The organism is Alteraurantiacibacter aquimixticola, assembly GCF_004965515.1.
Taxonomy (GTDB): domain Bacteria; phylum Pseudomonadota; class Alphaproteobacteria; order Sphingomonadales; family Sphingomonadaceae; genus Alteraurantiacibacter; species Alteraurantiacibacter aquimixticola.
In genome coordinates, this window is sequence record NZ_SSHH01000002.1 from 798,575 (window position 1) to 818,015 (window position 19,441).

At 64.5% G+C, this 19,441-nt stretch carries 17 protein-coding genes; 7 read left to right on the forward strand and 10 right to left on the reverse strand.

Features of this window, described 5'->3' with window-relative positions:
- Positions 1–7: 7 nt before the first annotated feature.
- Both E5222_RS10410 and E5222_RS10415 read right to left on the reverse strand, forming a co-directional pair.
- Positions 8–955 carry an MBL fold metallo-hydrolase gene (locus tag E5222_RS10410; protein ID WP_169053551.1) on the reverse strand — a complete coding sequence of 316 codons (948 nt, stop codon included), beginning with the start codon at positions 953–955 and terminating at the stop codon, positions 8–10.
- Positions 955–2,067: a HupE/UreJ family protein gene (locus tag E5222_RS10415; protein ID WP_169053552.1), complete on the reverse strand. Its 1,113-nt coding sequence runs from the start codon at positions 2,065–2,067 to the stop codon at positions 955–957. The genes E5222_RS10410 and E5222_RS10415 overlap by 1 nt, the downstream gene beginning before the upstream one ends.
- 129 nt (positions 2,068–2,196) lie before the next feature.
- Here E5222_RS10415 and E5222_RS10420 point away from each other — a divergent pair, with 129 nt between their 5' ends.
- Genes E5222_RS10420 through E5222_RS10435 form a run of 4 tightly spaced genes read left to right on the forward strand, consistent with a single transcriptional unit; the run spans position 2,197 to position 6,858 of the window.
- Complete coding sequence (locus E5222_RS10420; protein WP_246021671.1) at positions 2,197–3,630, forward strand: efflux transporter outer membrane subunit; 1,434 nt, start codon at positions 2,197–2,199, stop codon at positions 3,628–3,630.
- Positions 3,627–4,922, forward strand: a complete 1,296-nt coding sequence (locus E5222_RS10425) for an efflux RND transporter periplasmic adaptor subunit (RefSeq protein ID WP_342773177.1) — start codon at positions 3,627–3,629, stop codon at positions 4,920–4,922. The genes E5222_RS10420 and E5222_RS10425 overlap by 4 nt, the downstream gene beginning before the upstream one ends.
- Before the next feature lie 11 nt (positions 4,923–4,933).
- Entirely contained in the window at positions 4,934–5,662 is a 729-nt protein-coding gene (locus tag E5222_RS10430; protein WP_136693827.1) for an ABC transporter ATP-binding protein, read from the forward strand.
- Positions 5,662–6,858, forward strand: a complete 1,197-nt coding sequence (locus E5222_RS10435) for an ABC transporter permease (protein ID WP_136693682.1) — start codon at positions 5,662–5,664, stop codon at positions 6,856–6,858. The genes E5222_RS10430 and E5222_RS10435 overlap by 1 nt, the downstream gene beginning before the upstream one ends.
- Positions 6,859–7,047: 189 nt before the next feature.
- Here the strand turns inward: E5222_RS10435 and E5222_RS10440 are convergent, their stop codons facing one another.
- Positions 7,048–7,749, reverse strand: coding sequence for a pirin family protein (locus tag E5222_RS10440; RefSeq protein ID WP_136693683.1), 702 nt, complete (start codon positions 7,747–7,749; stop codon positions 7,048–7,050).
- A gap of 131 nt (positions 7,750–7,880) precedes the next feature.
- Here E5222_RS10440 and E5222_RS16540 point away from each other — a divergent pair, with 131 nt between their 5' ends.
- Positions 7,881–8,021 (forward strand): hypothetical protein, encoded by a 141-nt coding sequence (locus E5222_RS16540; RefSeq protein WP_169053553.1) that lies wholly within the window; start codon positions 7,881–7,883, stop codon positions 8,019–8,021.
- 30 nt (positions 8,022–8,051) lie between these two features.
- Here the strand turns inward: E5222_RS16540 and E5222_RS10445 are convergent, their stop codons facing one another.
- The 3 genes from E5222_RS10445 to E5222_RS10455 are packed head-to-tail and all read right to left on the reverse strand — an operon-like array spanning position 8,052 to position 11,595.
- Positions 8,052–9,113 carry a hypothetical protein gene (locus tag E5222_RS10445; protein WP_136693684.1) on the reverse strand — a complete coding sequence of 354 codons (1,062 nt, stop codon included), beginning with the start codon at positions 9,111–9,113 and terminating at the stop codon, positions 8,052–8,054.
- Positions 9,110–10,702 carry a flavin-containing monooxygenase gene (locus E5222_RS10450; RefSeq protein ID WP_246021672.1) on the reverse strand — a complete coding sequence of 531 codons (1,593 nt, stop codon included), beginning with the start codon at positions 10,700–10,702 and terminating at the stop codon, positions 9,110–9,112. The genes E5222_RS10445 and E5222_RS10450 overlap by 4 nt, the downstream gene beginning before the upstream one ends.
- Complete coding sequence (locus E5222_RS10455) at positions 10,702–11,595, reverse strand: alpha/beta hydrolase (protein WP_136693686.1); 894 nt, start codon at positions 11,593–11,595, stop codon at positions 10,702–10,704. Before E5222_RS10455 ends, E5222_RS10450 begins: the two co-directional genes overlap by 1 nt.
- Positions 11,596–11,822: 227 nt before the next feature.
- On the opposite strand from E5222_RS10455, the gene E5222_RS10460 reads away from it, so the two are divergent.
- Positions 11,823–12,221 carry a MarR family winged helix-turn-helix transcriptional regulator gene (locus E5222_RS10460; protein ID WP_211196127.1) on the forward strand — a complete coding sequence of 133 codons (399 nt, stop codon included), beginning with the start codon at positions 11,823–11,825 and terminating at the stop codon, positions 12,219–12,221.
- Positions 12,221–12,691 (forward strand): MarR family winged helix-turn-helix transcriptional regulator, encoded by a 471-nt coding sequence (locus E5222_RS10465; protein WP_136693688.1) that lies wholly within the window; start codon positions 12,221–12,223, stop codon positions 12,689–12,691. The genes E5222_RS10460 and E5222_RS10465 overlap by 1 nt, the downstream gene beginning before the upstream one ends.
- A gap of 4 nt (positions 12,692–12,695) precedes the next feature.
- Here the strand turns inward: E5222_RS10465 and E5222_RS10470 are convergent, their stop codons facing one another.
- Genes E5222_RS10470 through E5222_RS10485 form a run of 4 tightly spaced genes read right to left on the reverse strand, consistent with a single transcriptional unit; the run spans position 12,696 to position 19,300 of the window.
- Positions 12,696–15,974 carry an efflux RND transporter permease subunit gene (locus E5222_RS10470; protein WP_246021674.1) on the reverse strand — a complete coding sequence of 1,093 codons (3,279 nt, stop codon included), beginning with the start codon at positions 15,972–15,974 and terminating at the stop codon, positions 12,696–12,698.
- Positions 15,967–17,259: an efflux RND transporter periplasmic adaptor subunit gene (locus E5222_RS10475; protein WP_136693689.1), complete on the reverse strand. Its 1,293-nt coding sequence runs from the start codon at positions 17,257–17,259 to the stop codon at positions 15,967–15,969. Before E5222_RS10475 ends, E5222_RS10470 begins: the two co-directional genes overlap by 8 nt.
- Entirely contained in the window at positions 17,256–18,689 is a 1,434-nt protein-coding gene (locus tag E5222_RS10480) for an efflux transporter outer membrane subunit (protein ID WP_136693690.1), read from the reverse strand. The genes E5222_RS10475 and E5222_RS10480 overlap by 4 nt, the downstream gene beginning before the upstream one ends.
- Complete coding sequence (locus tag E5222_RS10485; protein WP_136693691.1) at positions 18,686–19,300, reverse strand: CerR family C-terminal domain-containing protein; 615 nt, start codon at positions 19,298–19,300, stop codon at positions 18,686–18,688. The genes E5222_RS10480 and E5222_RS10485 overlap by 4 nt, the downstream gene beginning before the upstream one ends.
- Positions 19,301–19,441 lie beyond the last annotated feature (141 nt).

A 19,441-nucleotide genomic window follows, 5' to 3' on the forward strand; every position in this document is an offset into this window, starting at 1 on the left:
GGTTGCCCTATTCAGGCCATTCTTCCCGCGGCAGGCCCATGATCAGCGGCGCTTCCTCGCCGCGCAATTCGGCAAAGGCCACCATGATGTTGATCAGCGCGCGCGATTTCGGGCTGCCGCCATATTCGAGGCCCGGCTTCACCTCGGTGCCGAGGAAGATCGCCCAGCCCGGATTGTCGTCCAGCGCATCGAGCGCGGCGCGCTCGTCCCCGCCAAACTGCAGCGTCTGTTCGGCCGTCTGCACCAGCGCGCGGTTGAACTGAACGAAGCTGCCGAATTCCTCCCAGCTGGAGACGTCACCATGGCCCTGGATCACGTGATCGACCCCGTCGATGCCATAATAGGCGGCGGTCAGCGTGGTCGGCAGAGCCAGCATGGAGCCGCCCGAGCCGGGATCGATCAGCGGGCTCATATGCCAGGCATAGATGTCGCCAGCGGCCATGGTGCGATCGTTCGGGAAGACCACGAAGGCATCGCCATCGGTATGGCCGGCGCCGAAGTGGTAAAGCTCGATCCGATCGTCGCCTTCGCCAATTTCCATGAAAGTGGAGAATGCGGTGTCGACTTCAGAAACGCCAAAGGGCCCGCCCTCCGCTTCCATGCGGTTCTTCGAGTTGAGATGGGCAACCACTTCCACGCTGTCGCCCGACAGCTCATTGTTCGACCCCATGTGGTCGGGATGCGAATGGGTGTTGATGATCATGCCGATCGGCAGGTCGGTCACCTTGCGCACCTCGGCCAGGATCGCCTCGCCGCTATTGGGCAGCTTGGTGTCGATCAGAACGACGTCGTTTTCGCGCACGAACACGGTAGTGTTCCCGCCCGCGCCCCAGATCTTGTAAACATTGCCGTTGACCTGCTCGATCTCGGTAATGCCCGGAAGGCCCTGCGCCGTAACGCCAACCGCGGCCAAGCCGCTCACGACCAGTGCGCCCAGCACCGCAATTCTTTTCATCATCCCGCTCCCGATAGGAATACTCTGTCTATGAACCAATAGGCACCGGCCGCGATCACCGCAAGCGAACCAATTGTCGCAATCCGTCGCGCCAGCTTTTCGGACCTCTGGCGGACGAGGTGGAGCGCGAAAGTAACCACCAGAACGATGAGGAGCTGGCCGATTTCCACGCCGAAATTGAAGGCGAACAGGCTCCAGGCAAGCTGCGCATCGGGCAGGCCGAATTCCTTCAGCACATAGGCAAAGCCGAAGCCGTGGATCAGCCCGAAGACGAAGGCGATCACGGCGCGAAAGTCCTTCCCCTCCCCGCGCATCAAGTTGTCAGCGCCGACCACCACGATGGACAGCGCGATCAGCGGCTCGATCACATGGGCGGGCACCATCACGATATCGAGCGCGGCGAGCGAGAGGGTAACCGAATGGCCGATGGTGAAGCTGGTCACGATGATCGCCAGCCGCTGCCAGCTGCCGCCCAACAGGATCAGCCCGATGATGAAAAGGATATGGTCGGGACCGATCGCGATGTGGTGGATGCCGGAAGGGATGAAGGTCCCCAGCACGGCGAAGACCCCCGCCGTGGTCCCTGCGAAATGGGTGCGCGGTCCGGCTCCGACGCCAAGGATCCATTGCTGGCGGATTTCGCCACCCTCCCACACGTTAACGAAGGTCTGGTGGATCGGGTCGTAGGTAAACAGCTGAGCCTCCACTTCCAGCGCGGAAGGCGGAGCGGAGGGGATGGTGAAGTTGAGGCGCACCGCATCGTCATCCGGAACCACAGTGATGTCCCGCCAAACGGGATCGGGAAGCTCTCCGGCCTCGCCAATGCGGAAACGTTGTTGCAAAAGCTGGGAAATTTTGCTGTGTTGCGCTTCTAATACACCTTCGTCGAGCAATATCGCCGGTTCGTCCAATTGGAGTTCATGCGCAAGGTCGATGACATGCACGGTGACAGTGCCTTCGATCCCCTCCTCCTCCAGCTGGAGGTCGAGATAGCTGAAGGGGGCAGGATGGGCATTCGCCGGAAAGGTGAGGAGAATCAGCACCGCCAGCATGGCAAGAATGCCAAGCAAGCGGCGTTGCAGCGACGGGACAGGTAAGACAGAAAGTTTCATGAAGAACGGCATGCAGTGGATAATGCGGCTATCGAGCCTATTACCCTTTGATACAAGCCTGCAATTGGATGCCGTTCTATCGGGGGATAGGCAGCACAAGTGAGTTTTGCTGAATCGAGAGGGGTGATCTTGGGGTCGACTTGCCAAAAGACTGCACGCGTTCTGCGTAGAACCGCCCTGCCGCTGGCGCTCGCGCTGGGGCTGGCCGGTTGCGCGCGGCCCGATATCGCGCCTCCGCAAGCGAGCTTCGACATCCCGCAGGACTGGGCCGAGAGCGATCCTGCGCCGATCACGCTCGACATTACCGAATACTGGACGCTGCTGGACGATCCGCTGCTGAGCGAACTGGTCGAGGCGGCAATTGCCAACAATCTCGACCTTGAACAGAGCGTAGCACGGCTGGACCAGTCGCGCGCGCAACTGGTGCAGGCACGTTCCAGCTGGTTCCCCACCTTGACCGCCAGCGGCGGTGCGGGGCGCAGCTTCCTCGACAACGACCCGGGCGATTTCACTTTCGACCTTGGCGCCGACGCCAGCTGGGAAATGGACCTGTTCGGCCAGATCAGCGGCAATGTCGCTGCCGCCCGCGCCGACTACACCGCCGCCGGATACAGTCTTGCCGATTTGCAGCGCCTGATCGTGGGGCAGGTGGCGATTTCCGCGATCAATGCCCGCTCGCTTTCGCAGCAGCTGGAGATCGCGAAGAACACGCTCGCCTACCAGGAGGACAACCTGCAGATCGCGCGCTGGCGCAACCAGGCGGGGCTCGTCTCCAGCCTCGATGTCGAGCAGGCGCGCACGCAACGCGCACAGACCGCGGCGACCATCCCGGCGCTGGAAAGCAGCCTTGCCGCGACGGCCAATTCGATTTCCACGCTGATCGGCGAACCGCCGGGCCGCGTGCGCAATGCCTTCATGGCGCCCGAGGAAATCCCGCAGCCGGTCGCGCTGGCAGGTTTCGAAGCTCCGGCCGAAGTGCTCCGCCGCCGCCCCGACGTACGCGGTGCGGAGGCAAGCCTCTATTCCGCCAGCGCGCGCATTGGCGTGGCGCGGGCGCAATTGTTCCCGCTGCTGCGGCTGACCGGTTCAGTGGGCACCAGCTCGCTAGGCATCGACGATCTGTTCGATATCGTCACCGGCAGCGTCTTCGCCTCGGTCAGCCAGCTGATCTTCGACGGCGGGCGCACGCAGGCGCAGGTGGATAGTGCGGAGGCCGGCGCACGCGCCGCCTATGCCGCCTGGGAACAGTCGGTGCTGAACGCTCTCGAAGATGTCGAAAGCGCCGCGGTGGACCAGCGCAGCGCCCGCCAGCGGGTGGCCATTACCGAGGAAGCGGTGGATGCGGCGACCAATTCCGCCATCCTCGCGCGCAGCCAGTACCAGGCCGGTCTCGCCGATTTTCGTACCCTGCTGACAGCGGAAAACAGCCTGCTGTCGGCACGCAACCAGCTCGTTTCCGCCGAGGCGGACCGGGCCAGCGCCTTCGTCCGCCTGACACAGGCGCTGGGCGGCGGCTGGAGCGCAGAGGATTTTCCCCTTCCTGCCAGTGACAGGACGCAATGATGAACCAGACGATGGATAATATGCAGGATATCGAAGACTTCCTGGGCGAGAAGAAGAAGCCCTTCTGGAAGCGCAAGATCGTCTGGATCCCGGCGCTGGTGGTGCTTGCCCTGCTGCTTCTGTGGTCGATCTTCGGCGGCGGAGACGACCAGGTCGACTATATCACCGAGGAGGTGGAAACCCGCTCGCTGGACCTGGTGGTGACTGCCACCGGCAATCTGCGCCCGACAAACCAGGTCGAGGTCGGCTCCGAAGTGTCGGGCCGCATCGACGAGGTGCTGGTGGACGTGAACGACGTGGTCCGCCGCGGACAGGTGCTGGCGCTGATTAATACCGATGTGATCGACGACCAGATCACGCAAGGCCGCGCTAACCTCAACGCCATGCGCGCCGCAGTGCAGCAGGCGCAAGCCACTCTCGAAGTGGACGAAGCGCAGCTGGCGCGCTTGCAGGAAGTCTATCGCCTTTCCGACGGCCGCGTTCCCTCGCAGCAGGAGATGCAGGCCGCGGAAGGCGCCGTGCGGCGCGACCAGGCGGCGCTCGCCTCTGCCAGAGCCAATGTGACGAGCGCGCAGGCCTCGCTCTCAAGCGCCCAGACCAATCGCGATCGCGCGGTGATCCGCTCGCCCGTATCGGGTGTGGTGCTCGCGCGGCAGGTGGAGCCGGGCCAGACCGTGGCCGCCAGCTTCAACACGCCGACCCTGTTCATCCTCGCCGAGGACCTCTCGGTCATGCAGTTGCGGGTGAAGGTGGACGAAGCCGATGTCGGACAGGTGGAAGCGGGCCAGACCGCGACCTTTACCGTGGACGCCTATCCAGGCCGCGAATTCCCCGCCTCGGTGGAACGGGTGGACCTTGCCTCGGGCAATATCTCCACTGCCAGCCAGACGCAGGGCAGCAGCAATGTGGTGGAATATGAGGCACGGCTGACGGTCGACAATGCCAGCGGCCTGCTCCGCCCCGGCATGACCGCAACCGCCAATGTCGAAACCGAGAACACCGCCGCGCAAATGGTGGTGCCCAATGGCGCGCTGCGCTTCGAACCGCCGCAGGAAGAGGAAGCCGGCGGCGTGAACCTTGGCGGCGATGACTTCGGCCTCGCGCGCGAGGAAGAGCGTGCCACCATCGGCGCGGGCAGCCGCCAGACGGTCTATGTGCTGGGCGAGGAGAACGAGCTGCGCCCGATCATCGTCACCACCGGCCTTTCCGACGGGCGGCATACCATCGTGAGCTCGGACGAATTGCAGCCGGGCATGCAGGTGGTCACCGCCATCCGCGCCGGGAACCAGTGAGCACTGAGCAGGTGAGCGAACAGCCGATCATCGAACTGAAGGGCATCACCAAGACCTTTGGCGAGGGCGCGGCCGCGTTCCAGGCGCTGAAGGGGGTGGACCTTTCCATCAAGCGCGGCGATTTCGTCGCGGTGATGGGGCCTTCGGGCTCAGGCAAATCGACCACGATGAACATCCTCGGCTGCCTCGACGTGCCGACCTCGGGCGTGTTCAAGTTCCTCGGCACCGAGGTGCAATCGCTGAACAAGGACCAGCGCAGCCTGCTGCGCCGGCGCTATCTCGGCTTCGTGTTTCAAGGCTTCAACCTGCTGGCGCGCACCACGGCGGTGGAGAATGTCGAACTGCCGCTGCTCTATCGCGGCGAACACAAGGCGGAGCGCCGCGAGGCAGCCTTGCGCGCGCTCGACCGTGTGGGGCTGCGGCCCTGGGCGGACCACACACCGGCGGAACTGTCGGGCGGTCAGCAGCAGCGCGTTGCCATCGCCCGCGCGCTGGTGACCGATCCCGAAGTGCTGCTGGCGGACGAACCGACCGGTAATCTCGATTCCGAACGCTCGATCGAAATCATGGAATTCCTCTCCGAGCTGAACGGGCAGGGCATCACCATCCTGATGGTGACGCATGAGCCGGAAATGGCCGAATTCGCCAAGACCATCGTCCATTTCAAGGACGGGCTGGTCGAACGCATCGAAAACGGCGCGCGCAACCATGCGCATGCAGGCAGCGGGGTGAACGGCTAATGTTCGGCACCACCCTCATGCTCGCCTTTCGCGAGATCCGCCGCCATTTGATGCGCAGCTTCCTGACGACGCTGGGCATCATCATCGGCGTCTCCGCCGTCATCACCATGGTGACGCTGGGCCGCGGGGTGACCGCCGATATCGAGGAGCAGATCAGCTCCTTGGGCTCCAACGTCTTCTTCGTCTTCCCCATCCAGGGCGAGCGCGGCCAGTTCCGCCCGTTCGACGAGGATGACGTGACCGCCGTGCGCGAGCAGATCGCCGGGGTGAAATCCGCCGCCGGCCAGGTCGATAGCAATGTCGTTGCCATCTATAACGGGCAGGACTGGGAAACGACGGTCGAGGGCGTTTCCGGCGAATTCATGGATGCGCGCGGGATCGAAATGGATGTCGGCCGCCGCTTCACTGAAGCGGAGGAAACCTCCGGCGCCAATGTCTGCATCATCGGCCCGACCGTGCAGGAAGAACTGTTCCTCACTGGCGAGAGCCCGATCGGCGAACGCATGCGCCTCAACAATGTCAGCTGCCAGGTGATCGGCGTATTCGCTTCGCGCGGCAGCGTAGGCGGCGGCGGGGATGAAGACAATTCGGTATTCATGCCGCTCACCAACGTCCAGCGCCGTTTCACCGGCAATGACAATATCGGCTACATGGCGGTGAGCTATGACAGCGCCTATGACAGCGCCACCATGACCAATGCGCTGGTAGACCTGATGCGCGAGCGGCGGGTGCTGCTGGAAGGCCAGGCCAACGATTTCGACATCGTCGATACCGCGCAGATCAACGAAACGGTGCAAAGCACGGTCGGCACGATGACGATCATGGTCGCCGCCATCGCCGCGATCAGCCTCGTGGTGGGCGGCGTCGGCATCATGAATATCATGCTGGTGAGCGTGACGGAGCGAACGCGCGAGATCGGCATACGCCTCGCCATCGGCGCCTTGGCGAAAGAGGTGCGGCTGCAATTCCTGACAGAGGCGGTGGTGCTATGCTGCTTCGGCGGGCTTGTGGGTATGATCCTCGGCTTCGTGTTCAGCTACAGCCTGGCCGGAGCGCTGGGCTTCCCCTTCATCTTCGATCCCTTCATCAACATCCTCAGCTTCGTGATCTCGGCGCTGATCGGCATCTTGTTCGGGTATTTCCCGGCAAGACGCGCCAGCCAGCTCGACCCGATCGAGGCGCTGCGGCACGAATAGTCTTTCGCATCCGCATCCGCGGATGCGTCCTCGGGCTATTCCCTCGTCATTGCGAGGAGCGTAGCGACGCGGCAATCCAGCGCTGAGCCACCCCGCCCTGGATTGCGTCGCTTTGCTCGCAATGACGACCTCGAAGGATCATTCCCGAACTGGCCGGATGGCCCCGTCGGCGCTTGAGGCAAGAAAGAATTACGCGCTATCCACCAGCACCAGCTCGGCATCCTCCAGCGCGGTGACCTCCAGCACATCGAGATCAGCGATAGCCACACCGTCGCGCGCATTGGCTCTCTCGCCTGCGATTTCGATCTTGCCTGACGCAGGCACAAGATAGCCCTTGCGGCCGCCGAGGTCGTAGCGCACGCTCTCGCCCGCCTTGACCGTTGCGCCCAGCACGCGGGCATCAGCGCTGATGCGCAGCGCATCTTCATCCATCGCCTCCTCGCGACCGCTCGCGAGCACGGCAAACTGGCCCTCGCGCGCCTCCTTGGGGAAAGGCTTGGTGCCCCAGCTGGGCGGCAGGCCCTTCCGATCGGACATGATCCACAACTGGAAGCTCTGCAGCTCCTCCTCGGCGAGGTTGTACTCGGCATGGACGATGCCGGTCCCGGCGCTCATCACCTGCACATCGCCCGCCACGGTGGTCCCCTCGTTTCCGAGCGAGTCCTTGTGGCTGATCGCGCCTTTGCGGACATAGGTGATGATCTCCATGTCCTCATGCGGATGCGGGGGAAAGCCGCTCTTGCCTGCGATGATGTCATCATTCCACACGCGCAGCTTGCCCCAGTGCATGCGGCGCTGGTCGAAATAGCCGGCGAAGGAGAAGTGGAAATTGGCCTTGAGCCAGCCGTGGTCGGCCTTGCCCAGGCTATCGAACGGACGGACTTCGATCATGGGATAGGCTCCTTTCGCGACCGAGATAGGGAGTGCCGCTGCCGGGACAAGCATGGCCCTAGGTCCGCACCCCGGCTTGACTCGCGGGCCGCATGTGGCAGTCTCGCCGCTTCGGAGACGGGAGAAAAACAATGAGGGATCGCCGCGCCTGGCGCGAGATGTCGCCCGATGGAGAGGAGGAGCGCCGCAGCCGGTTCGACCGCGAGCGCATCATTCTGGCATTGCTGGGCCTCGCCGGCGCAGTCGCCATCTTCGCGATGAACACGCAGTAAGGTCGGACAGGCAGGCGCGCCCGCGCTGCCTCAGCGCTCCACCGTATCGCGCACCCATTCCGCCGGGTCGGAGGGATCCTCAAGCTCGCCCACGAAACGCGGGCTGGTCGTCTGGATGTAGTTCCTCACCACCGTATTGCCCTCGTGGCAGGCATATTCGAACATCTCGTACCCGTCATCCCGCGTCCATGGGAATGCGAGCTTGAACGGCTCCGTCAGCACCACCGGATCGCTCACTGTCGCTTCGTAGAAGATCGTGTCCGGACCCACCGGCGTCAGGCGCTCCACCACGGTTTGCTGCCGGCTGGTCGGGATCGGCTTGTTGCCGGGGCCGACGATGTTCATCGGCGTTTCGCCCGTCAAATTGGTGGTGTGGATCACCAGCGTATCGCCGTCCCACTCGCCCCAGGACGAGCCGAGATATTGCCGCATGTGACCGGGCAAATCCTGCCCGTCGGCGATCGGGATGATGCGCGTCTCGTGCACCAGCTCGAGGTTCAGCACGACATAGCCCGGCGCCTGGAATACGCGGATGCCGTTATTGTAGGGGAACGGCGTCATCGAGCTGGGAAGCCCGCGCGACATGCAGCGGTCCAGCGTGTTGAAATCGGCGATCGCATCGAACTGCGTGACGTTCCAGCTGGAGCGCATGGCGGCGGACATCGCCTCCCCCTGCTCCGTCAAGGGCGGGATGCGGCCATTGGCAGGCGCCATGATCAGGCTGGTCTGCTTCAGCGGCGTGCCCCATTCGAACCAGTGGCCGGAGCCAATCTCGTCCTTGGCATCCTCTTCCTCGTAGTTCGCGGCCACCGCATCCGCCTGCGCCATCGCCTCGGCATATTCCTCGTCAGTGAGATAGGCCTTGTCGCCCAGCTGCGCGGGCCGTTCGGTGGGCGTGCGGCCCACACGGTCGAGCGGCCAGGTGCCGCGCAGGTCCGGATCGCCCCATGGCGTGCGCGGCGCCTGCCAGCCGGCCTCGCCCACGCTGGCCCCGGCATTGATTGCCATACCGCGCGGATCGTCCTGCGCCGTGGCGGGCGTCGCCAGCGCCAGCACGGCAGCGGCGGTGAGCAGTGATTTGCGGAACGTCATGAAGCTTCTCCCAAGCTGAAACCTTGATAGCCTTTCGCGGCCACTTCGTCACATTTGGCGCGATAGGCGCCGACCCCGCCGACATAGGGCATGAAAACCTCTCCCCCGTCGCGCGTGCGGCCCTTGTACCAGCTGTCGGCACGGGGAAAGAGCGTGGCCTGCGCGACTTCGTCGACATGGCGCATCCATGCCTGTTCGGCCTCTGCATCGGCCTCGATCACCGCCTTGCCACTTGTCCGTAAGTCGGCAAGGCAGCGGGCCACCCATTCGACATGCTGTTCGATGGAAACGACCACGTTGGACAACACCGAGGGGCTACCGGGACCGGTGATCGCGAACATGTTGGGAAAGCCGGAGACGGTCAGCCCGAGATAGGCGCGCGGCCCGTCCGCCCATTCCTCCCCGATCCGCTGGCCGTCGCGGCCGACCAGGTCGATCGCCTTGATCGCGCCGGTGCAGGCATCGAAGCCGGTGGCAATGGTGATCGCATCGGCGGGGTAGCGGCCTTTCTCGGTCACGACTTCGTTCGCGGTGATCTCCACCACCGGCTCCTCGCGCACATCGACAAGCGCGACATTCGGCTTGTTGAGCGCATCGTAGAAGCCGATCTCCGCGCACATGCGGCGCGAGCCGAGCGGATAGTCGGGCGTCAGCTTGCGGGCCATTTCCTTATCGTCAACCGAGGCGGCAATCTTGTCGCGGGCGAAGATGGCGGCGAATTCGTTGGAGGTCTCGTCGAACAGCAAGTCCTCGAAAGCGTTGAGCAGGCCGGTGGTCCCGGCATTCCACGCCTCTTCCAGCCGCTTGTGCCGGTCGGCAGGCGCGAACTCCTTCGCCTTGCCGGGGCGCGGCGGGGCAGCGAAGCCCAATGGCGAATGCTTCGCCGCCTCCCGCATTTCGCGGTAACGTGCCTTCTGCTCCTCCTGCTCGCCCGGCAGCAGCGGGCGGTTGTTGGCGGGCACTGCATAGCTGGGGGTGCGCTGGAACACGGTCAGTTGCCCGGCATATTCGCTCATCGCCGCGACCGCCTGGATGCCGCTGGAGCCAGTACCGAAATGGCAGATCGCCTTTCCGGCAAGGTCCGCGCTGTCATCCCACTTGGCGGTGAATAGCACCTGGCCTTCGAAGGCATCGAGATTGGGCAAGTCGGGCAGCTTGGGTTCGGACAGCGCGCCCGTCGCGAGGATCAGGAACTGCACGTCGAAGCTCTCGCCCTTGTCGGTCTCCACCAGCCAGCGGCCCATCGCCTCGTCCCAGTGCGCCGAAGTGACCTTGGTATCGAAGGCGATGTCGCGCTTCAGATCGTATCGCTCCGCCACATGGTCGAGATAAGAAAGGATTTCTCCTTGCGCGGCGTAGCGTTCGGTCCATTCCCATTCTTGCTCCAGCTCGGGATCGAACGAGTAGGAATATTCCATGCTGGGAATGTCGCAGCGCGCGCCGGGATAGCGGTTCCAGTACCACGTACCGCCCACGCCCGATCCGGCCTCCACGCCCTGCGCGGAAAAGCCCTCCTCGCGCAGCTTGATCAGCATGTAGAGCCCGGCAAACCCCGCGCCAACCACCAGCGCGTCCAGCTTGCGCACCATCATCCCTTACCCAGCTGCGCGCGCAGGAATGCCCCCGCCCCGTCGAGCGCGGCGCGGCCTTCCTCCAGCAGGAAATGGAAGCTCTGGAAAACGTGGATCATCTCCGGCCAGACCTCCAGCTGCACATGCACTTCGGCGGCGCCTGCCCGCGCGGCGACGACAAGTGCATCGTCGAGCAGGATTTCCGAGGAGCCCACCTGCACCAGCAGCGGCGGCAGGCCAGTCAGGTCGGCATTAACCGGGGAGGCAAGCGGATGCGCGCCATCCTGTCCCGCGAGGTAGAGCGCCGCCATCGCTTTAAGGCTGGGCGGGTCGAGCGAGGGATCGGCCGCCGCCTTGCTCTCCATCGAAGCAACCGTGCAGCCAAGGTCCGCCCATGGCGAAAGCAGATAGCCGGCGGCCGGGAGCTGATCGCCCTCCTGCCGCAGCTTCACCAGCACCGCCAGCGTCAACCCGCCACCGGCGCTATCGCCCGCGATGACTATGCGATTGGCCGGAACGCCCTTCGCCAGCAACGCGCGATAGACGGCCACCGCATCCTCTACGGCAGCGGGGAAGACGTGTTCGGGGGCGAGCCGGTAATCGGGCGCAAAGGCAGGCAGGCCCGCCACCTTGCCGATCTCCGCCACCAGCCCGCGATAGCCCTGCGGGCTGCCCGCGACATAGGCCCCGCCATGGAGGTAAAGCAGTGCGCCCGCATTGGCAGGGCCGCTATCGATGGCGAGCGTCGGCACGCCGCCAAGGTCCACCTGGCTGTAGGTCAGCGCCGGATCAGCCGGCATGGTCGCCAGCAATTCCTCCAGGTCGCCGCGCGCCTTGATCGGATCGCCTGAAAAGTCGGGTCCGCCTGCGCGCATGCCCGCAATGATTTCCTGCAAGGCTTCGCTTGCCATTATCTCTCCCCTCTCCCCGGCGCATCTCTCCGCGCGCCTTCTCGCAAGCGATCATACCGCATTGAAGCGCTGCGGGAAGTGCCCACAGGTTGAAGGTCGCTCGCCAAATGCTTGCATCCTCCGGCCTTTTCTGGTGACCAAAGGGGAAGGACACATTTTGTAAACCGGGAGATGGGACGCTGGACTGGGGTAAACTCGACGATTCGGTGGGGCCGCGTATCCGCCTCTTGCGAAACCTTCTGGCGGCAGGTTCGATCAATGTGTCGGAGCCCTTTGGCCTGCCCACAGGATCGCTCACCGTCATGGCGCTGGTGGAAGCCAATCCCGGCAGCTCGCAAGCCGCGCTGGCCACCCAAGCCGGCATCACGGGGCCCAGCCTGGTTGGCATACTGGATGAACTGGAAAAGCGCGGGCTGGTCCGGCGCGAACGCTCCCCCACCGACAGGCGGCGCAACATGCTGGTACTGACCGATGAGGGCAAGGCGATGAGCGAACGGCTGTTTACCGCCGTCGACGCCATTGAAACACCGATCCGGGAGGCACTGGGCAAGGAAGACTATGCGCAGCTGATTGCCGCGCTTGAACGCGCGATTGCAGCCTGTGTCGAGGGTGAGGACGGCCGCTGATGGGCACCGACGGCGGCAATTTCGAGATCTACCGCCGTGGCGGTACGACGCCCGATATCAGCCTGATGATCAAGATGGTGCTGGCCGTGCGCAGCTTTCGCGGCCTGCTGGACGAGCGCTTGCGCAAGATCGGCCAGAGCGTCAGCCGCATGGAAACGCTGGGCGCGATCATGAACATGCCCGACCCGAAGTCGCAGAGCGACATCGCCAAGCGGCTGCGTGTGGAAGGCGCAACGGTAACCCGCATGGTCGATATATTGAGCCGCGAGGGGCTGGTGAAACGCAAGCCCAACCCGGACGACAAGCGCGTGAAGTTGCTCTCCATCACGCCGGAGGGCGAAAAGGCGCTGCGCGAGATTTTCACCATCTACGACCAAACGCGCACGAGCTTCCTCGGCAATCTGTCGGATGAGGACATGGCCGAGATGCACCGCCTGATCGATGCGATGATGGCAACTCTCGAGCGGTAAGCAGTTACTCCGCCGGCAAGGCCGTTTCCGCCGGTTCCGCTTCCCCGCTGTCACGGCCCAGCCAGCCCTTGATCCGGTCGACCGCGCGCATCTGCAGGATCGCCAGCGAAGGGATCAGCAATTGCTGCATTGCCGTGCCGAACAGGATGCCGAAGCCCAGGCTCGCCGACATGGGGATGAGGAACTGCGCCTGCAGGTTCGTCTCGAAAGTGATCGGGGCGACGCCCAGGAAAGTGGTGATAGCAGTCAGGATGATCGGGCGGAAACGCGACTTGGCAGCATCGATGATCGCATCCTCGCGCGCCATGCCGTTGGCGAGGTTCTCGTTCATGAAGTCGATCAGCACCAGCGCGCCGTTGATCACCACGCCCGATAGCGCGATGATCCCGAACATGGAAACGATGCCGATCGATATGCCGAGCAGCAAATGCCCCATCAGCGCACCGATCATGCCGAAGGGGATCGCCGCCATGATGATCATCGGCTGGATGTATGACCGGAAAGGTATCGCCAGCAGCGCATAGATCGCCGCCAGCGCCAGCAAGAAGGCGGTGCCGATATCGCCGAAGCTTTCCTGCTGCTGTTCCTGCTCACCGCCGAATTCGTATACCAGCGCGGGATAATCGGCCTGGATCGCGGGCATGATCTCGCCGGAGATCAGGTTCGCCGCTTCCTGGCTGGTGATCACATCGGTATCGACATCGGCGGTCACCGTCTCGATGCGGAAGCCATCCTCACGATTGATCGCGGTTGGCGCATTGCTGATGGCGATATTGGCGAGGCTGGACAGCGGGACCTGACCGCCCGGCACGCGAACGCGGTAATCGCCGATATCGGTCACGGAATCGCGCTGGTCCTCGGGCAGGCGGACATAGACGCGCACATCTTCGCGCCCGCGCTGCACGCGTACGGCTTCGGCGCCGAAAAAGGCCGCGCGGACCTGTCCGGCGAGGTCCTGCAGCGTGATGCCGAGCGTTCGGGCCGAGGGCTTGAGCGTCAGGTCCACCTGCCGCACGCCCTCATCCTGGTCGCTCTCGACATCGTAGACGCCGGTGACACGGGATAGCGCCTCGATCATCCGCTGCGCGCTGCCATGCAGCACCTCCTCGTCCGGATGCGACAGGCGCACATTGATCGGGTCACCTGCGGAAACAAGGCTGGCGCTGATCGAGAAGGAGCGAACCTCGCCCAGCTCGCCCAGTTCCTCGCGCCAGGCCTGCTCGAAGTCACCGGCGGAGAAATCACGCTCGGCGGAGCTGATGAAGCTGAACTGCACGCTGGCGATATTGGGCTGCAGGCGGTCATTGCCGCCCAGCGGGCCCTGGTTGCCCTGTTGCAGGCCAACTGTGGTGTAACTCGCCTCGAGATAGCTCTCGTCCTCGGGCAGGCCTTCGTCGAAACGCGCAGCCGCGCGCGCACCCGCATCCTCGATCCGTCCGGCCACGGCAGCCGTACGCTCGACCGAAGTGCCGGAAGGCATTTCAAGCGTGGCGGAGACCACGTCAGCCTCGATCTCGGGGAAGAATTCAGTCTTGATCAGACCGCCCGGGATCATGGCGACCATCACGATCAGCAGCGCCATGCCTGCGGCGACCACGACATAGGGCATGGTCACGGCGAATTTCAGCCCGCGATCCAGCGGCCCGTCGATAAAGGCCTGCAAGCGCTTGTCGAAACCGCGCTGCACCCGCTCGAACTGCTGCAAGATGCGGTTCTTGGTATGCGCCCCGGCGGCGGGCAGGTGGCTGAGGTGGTAGGGCAGGATCAGCAGCGCCTCGACCAGCGAGAGGCCGAGAACGGCGATCACCACGATGGGGATATCCGCCAGCACCTTGCCGATCGTGCCGCCCACGGCCAGCAGCGGAGAGAAGGCGACAACGGTGGTCGCCACGGCGAAGATCACCGGCACCACCACGCGTTGCGCGCCGGCGATGGAGGCGCCCGTGCCGCTGCGCCCGCGCTCTCGCTCGGCATAGATATTCTCGCCCACGACCACCGCATCATCGACCACCAGGCCCAGCGCGATGATGAAGCCGAAGAGCGACATCATGTTGATCGAGGAGCCAAACAATTCGACCACGTAAATCGCGCCGATAAAGGTCGCGCCGATGCCCGCAGCGGTCCAGAAGGCCAGCCGCACGTCGAGGAACAGGGTCAGCGCCGCCAGCACCAGGATGAGGCCGATCACGGCGTTTTTCAGCAGCATGGACAGGCGATCGTCGAACAATTCGGACGTATCGTCCCAGATCGCATATTCGATCCCGGGAGGCAGGATGTTGGCAGCATTCTCGTCAAGGAAGGCGAATGCCGCATCGGCCACGTCGAGCACACGCTCGTCACTGGTGCGATAGACATCGACGAAGGCGACAGGCTTGCCGTTGAAGCGGGTGATGAGGTCTGAATCCTCGAAGCCGTCGGTGACGGTGGCGATATCGCCCAGCCGCAGGATCGTGCCATCCGGCCGCGTGCGCAGGACGATATTCTCGAAATCGTGCTGGCTGTAATTCTGCCCCACCGTGCGCACGCGTATCTGCTCGCGGTCGGTCTCGATCGAGCCGGCCGGACTGTCGAGGCTGCTCTGCCCGACGATGCGCGAGATATCGGTGAGCGACAGCCCCAGCGCCTGCAGCCGTTCCTGCGGCACGTCGATGAAGACCTGGTACTGCCTGACCGCGCTGCTATCGACATAGCTGATCTCCGGGATCGCGCTCAGCGCATCCTCCAGCGCATAGGCGCTTTCCTTCAGCGTGCGTTCCGGCACATCGCCGAACAGCGCGATACGCATCACGCTCTGCCGCGTGGTCGCCTCGGTGATGGAAGGTTCCTCGGCATCGAGCGGGAAGGTCTGGATCTGGTCGACCTCGCCCTTCACATCGTCGAGCGCCTTGTCGAGATCCTCACCAAGCTCCAACTCAACCCGCACGCTGCCCTGGCCTTCGGAGGCGGTGCCGGTGATGCGCTTGACGCCCTCTATGGACTGGACCGCCTCTTCCACCTTCTGGACGATGGATTCCTCCACCTCTTCCGGCGTGGCGCCCGGATAGGCGACGGAGACGGTGACCGCATCGAGGCTGGTTTCGGGAAACACCTCCTGCACGATGCTGCCATAGGACGCGATCCCGGCGGCGATCATGAACAGCATCAGCAGGTTTGCGGCAACGCCATTGCGCGCCATGAAGGCGATCACGCCCTTGCGGTCGCGCGCCCGGTCGGCAGGCTTGCCGAAGCGGTCGAGCGCGGCGCCGTCGCCTTCGGGAGCGTCGGGAGTGGCCTCGTCACTCACCCGCATTGCCTCCATTGGCGGCTTCGCTGCGCAGGTCCATTCTTTCGACCGGGGTGCGCAGGCCGCTGGTGATCACATGGCCGCCCTCGCCCAGCCCTTCGCCGGAGACGAAAGCAAGCCGGTCGGTGCGCTGAATCACGTTGACCGGAACAATCCGCAGTTTGCCCTGTGCCAGCAGCCAGACGGTATCCCCCTCGCGCAATGCTTCGAGCGGGATGGTCGCATAGGGCTGCGCCGCGCCCGAGGTGATACTGGCACTAACGAAACTGCCCAACAGCAGTGGAGGCGCCGCACCTGCTGCGGCATCGTCCACGGCCACGCCGCCGCGCAGCGGGTTGGGCACGCGCAGGAAGACGTCGATCGTCCGCGTTTCGGGATCGAGGATCGCATCGGCCCGGTCCACCACGGCGGACCAGCGCCACATCCTGCCGCCATATTCCATTTCCACGCTCGCCGGGATGTTGGCTCCACCCACGCGGAACAGGCCGGGGATCAAAGCCGCCTCCTGTTCAGAGAGTGAGACCCGCACCTCGTAAGCGCTGGTCGCCACCACCGAGCCAAGCGCCTGCCCCGGCTGCACCAACGTTCCGACCGAGGCGCTTTCGCTGCGGACCAGCCCGCTGAACGGCGCGCGAACCGCCGTGCGGCTCAGGGCCAGCTGCGCGTCTGCGAGCTGCGCCTGCGCCCGCTCCTGCGCTGCTCTGGCAGAGCGCAATTGCGGCTCACGCGTGGCGAGGATGTTGGGTTCGACGGTCGTGCCTGGAGGTGCGGTGGCAACGTCCAGCCCATCGGGCGGCAGGATGCGCGCGGCGTAGTCGCTGCTATCCAATGCCCGGCCCAGCGCGCTGCGGGCGCTCTCACGATTGGCGAAGCGCTCCAGTTCTGCCTGCGCGATCGCGACCTCTTCCTGTGCCTGCAGCACGGCAACGTCCTGCGCCGCCACATCGGCCTGCGCGCTGCGCACGCGGTTCCGGTAGTCGCTGGCATCGATGCGGAAGAGCACCTGCCCTTGCCCCACCGTTCCGCCTTCCCGGAAGGCAGGATTGACCCAGACCAGCCGCCCGGCAATTTCCGCGCCGAGCGAGACTTCCTCGCGCGGGCCGACCGTGCCGGTGCCGAGGATCTCCAGCGCGCCCGACTGGACCTGATAGGGCTGCACTTCCACCAGCGGTACGGTCGCCACCAGTTCCTGCTCCTCCGGCTCCGGCCGCAGGCCGATCATGATCGCCGCAATGGCAACCGCCCCCAGCAGCAGGCCGATGACCCAGAGCAACTGACGGTTCATGGCGTATTCCCTTCATTGTCCCAATCGCCGCCCAGCGCACGGTGCAGGCCCAAGCGAGCCAGCGCCACGTCGCGCCCGGCGGAGGAGAGCGAGCTTTCAACCTGGTAGAGCGCCCGAAGCGCATCGAGATAGGCGGTGTAATCGGCCACGCCCGCGCGATAGCGTTCGGCCTGCAAATCGGCATTGGCCTGTACTTCGGCCAGCTGCGCGGCGATCAGGCGATAGCGCTGGCGCTGTTCCTCGTAATCGGTCGCGGCAAGATCCACTTCGCGCCAGGCATTGAGCACGCTCTGGCCATAGGCGGCAGCGGCCTCGTCATAAGTCGCACGCGCGGCGCGGATATTGGCGGAAATACGCCCGCCATCGAAGATGGGCGCGGTGACATTGGCGGCGAGCTGCAGCAGCCAGTTCTGGCCAAGGTCCAGCACATCGTCCACCGCACCGCCCTGCGTACCGGTGGAGGCCGACAGGCGCAGCGCGGGGAAACGTTCGGCGCGGCGTGCGCCAATCCTGAGCCGCGCCGCCTCCAGCCGCTCCCACGAAGCAGCAACATCGGGGCGCTGCGCAAGCAGTTCGACCGGCAGGCCCATGGGCACCGGATCGAAAGTGAGGCGCGGTTGCAGAGGTTCGGAAAGCAGCGCATCCACACCTTGCGGATAGTCCGCAAGCAGCAGCGCCAGCCGCCCTTCCGCCGCCGCAAGCGCGGTTTCGCGCTGCGGCAGGCTCGCTTCCAGCCCGCGCAGTTCCTGGCGCACCTGGTAGAGCTCGAAACTCTGGGCGAGGCCTCGGCGATAGCGCTCGTCCGTGCGCGCCACGCGGTCGCTCAGCACGTCGAGCGACTGCAAGCTGTTGGCGATCTGGTAGCGCGCATCGACCACGTCGAAATAGGCGGAGATGGTCTCCGCCGCCGTGGCAAGGCGGGTGGCGCGAAAATCCTGCTCAGCCGCCAGCGCATCGGAACGTGCGGCGGCGTAATCGTTGCGTACACGGCCAAACAGGTCGAGTTCGTAGGAGGCGCCGAGGCCCAGCGAATAGGTCTCGTTCGACAGCCGCGTGGGCGCGCCGGGGAAATTGCTGAAGGCCCCGCCCGAAAGCGGCGTGTCCGAATAGCTCGCGCCTGCCGTGGCTTCGAGCGCAGGCAAGAGGCCCGCGCGGCTGACACGGGCCTGCGCAGCGGCGCGTTCGGCGCGGGCTGCGGCCTGCGCGATATCGAGATTGGCGTCGAGTGCACGGTCCACCAGCGCATCAAGCACCGGGTCCTCGAAGTGGCTCCACCAGGCGGCGGGGCGGTAATCGCCCTCCACCTCGGCCATGTCGAAGGCCTGCGGCATCGCCTCCACTTGCGGCGAAACCTGCGCCTCGGGCGCCATGGAGATACAGCCGGAAACGAGCAGCGCCATGGCCGGGATGGCGAAGTAGCGCGCGCTCATTTGCCGTTCCCCGCCAGCACCGCGCGGGCAGACTGTTCGAGCTGGTCTAGCAACATGGCTTTGGTCGCATCGTCCAGCGTCTCCTTTTCCAGCAGCATGCCGAGCGAGGCGCGGGCGTGACGCAATGTGATCGCCATGCCGAAGAGATAGACGGCCACGGCTTTCGCTTCTTCTTCCGAGAGTTCAGGACGCAGGACGCGTACCTGCGCCGCGAGATGGATCATGATCGGCATGATCCGTTCGCGCTTCAACTCAAGCACGCCCGGTGTCGGATCCTGCTGTTCGCGTCCGATAAAGAGCGCAAAGGGGGCACTTTCATCGCTGAGCATGAAGCCGCCAATCCGGCGCAGTGCATCGCAAATGGCAACCACCCGCTCTTCATCTGAAGCTCCTTCTGACGGCAGGTCTTCTACCGGGGGAGCGACATGGGTCTTCAAATGATCGAAAATATGTTCGGCCGCAGCGAGATAGAGGCCTTCCTTGCCTCCGAAATGATAGGTGATGGAGGACATGGGCGTGTCCACTGCCGCCGCGATCTCACGCGTGCCAACCGCGTCAAAACCGCGCTTGCCGAACTTCTCGATCGCCACGTGGATGAGCTTTTCCCTCATGATTCGGGTCGATATTCGTTCGACCGAACAAAATCAACCGTGCATGGGCCATGTCGCCTCTCAGCCGCATGATTGGCGGGGCGTTGGCAGCTTGCCCTTGTCCCCGCCCATGGTTTCGCGTTAGCGAGGGAGTTGAGGGAT

What these genes read in the sequence shown, in the direction of transcription:
- E5222_RS10485 (WP_136693691.1), bottom strand. Translation starts at nt 19,300, where the DNA reads ATGAGGGAAAAGCTCATCCACGTGGCGATCGAGAAGTTCGGCAAGCGC.
- E5222_RS10410 (WP_169053551.1), bottom strand. Translation starts at nt 955, where the DNA reads ATGAAAAGAATTGCGGTGCTGGGCGCACTGGTCGTGAGCGGCTTGGCC.
- E5222_RS10465 (WP_136693688.1), top strand. Translation starts at nt 12,221, where the DNA reads ATGGGCACCGACGGCGGCAATTTCGAGATCTACCGCCGTGGCGGTACG.
- E5222_RS10450 (WP_246021672.1), bottom strand. Translation starts at nt 10,702, where the DNA reads ATGGTGCGCAAGCTGGACGCGCTGGTGGTTGGCGCGGGGTTTGCCGGG.
- E5222_RS10435 (WP_136693682.1), top strand. Translation starts at nt 5,662, where the DNA reads ATGTTCGGCACCACCCTCATGCTCGCCTTTCGCGAGATCCGCCGCCAT.
- E5222_RS10425 (WP_342773177.1), top strand. Translation starts at nt 3,627, where the DNA reads ATGATGAACCAGACGATGGATAATATGCAGGATATCGAAGACTTCCTG.
- E5222_RS10455 (WP_136693686.1), bottom strand. Translation starts at nt 11,595, where the DNA reads ATGGCAAGCGAAGCCTTGCAGGAAATCATTGCGGGCATGCGCGCAGGC.
- E5222_RS10480 (WP_136693690.1), bottom strand. Translation starts at nt 18,689, where the DNA reads ATGAGCGCGCGCTACTTCGCCATCCCGGCCATGGCGCTGCTCGTTTCC.
- E5222_RS10440 (WP_136693683.1), bottom strand. Translation starts at nt 7,749, where the DNA reads ATGATCGAAGTCCGTCCGTTCGATAGCCTGGGCAAGGCCGACCACGGC.
- E5222_RS10475 (WP_136693689.1), bottom strand. Translation starts at nt 17,259, where the DNA reads ATGAACCGTCAGTTGCTCTGGGTCATCGGCCTGCTGCTGGGGGCGGTT.
- E5222_RS10445 (WP_136693684.1), bottom strand. Translation starts at nt 9,113, where the DNA reads ATGACGTTCCGCAAATCACTGCTCACCGCCGCTGCCGTGCTGGCGCTG.
- E5222_RS10415 (WP_169053552.1), bottom strand. Translation starts at nt 2,067, where the DNA reads ATGAAACTTTCTGTCTTACCTGTCCCGTCGCTGCAACGCCGCTTGCTT.
- E5222_RS16540 (WP_169053553.1), top strand. Translation starts at nt 7,881, where the DNA reads ATGAGGGATCGCCGCGCCTGGCGCGAGATGTCGCCCGATGGAGAGGAG.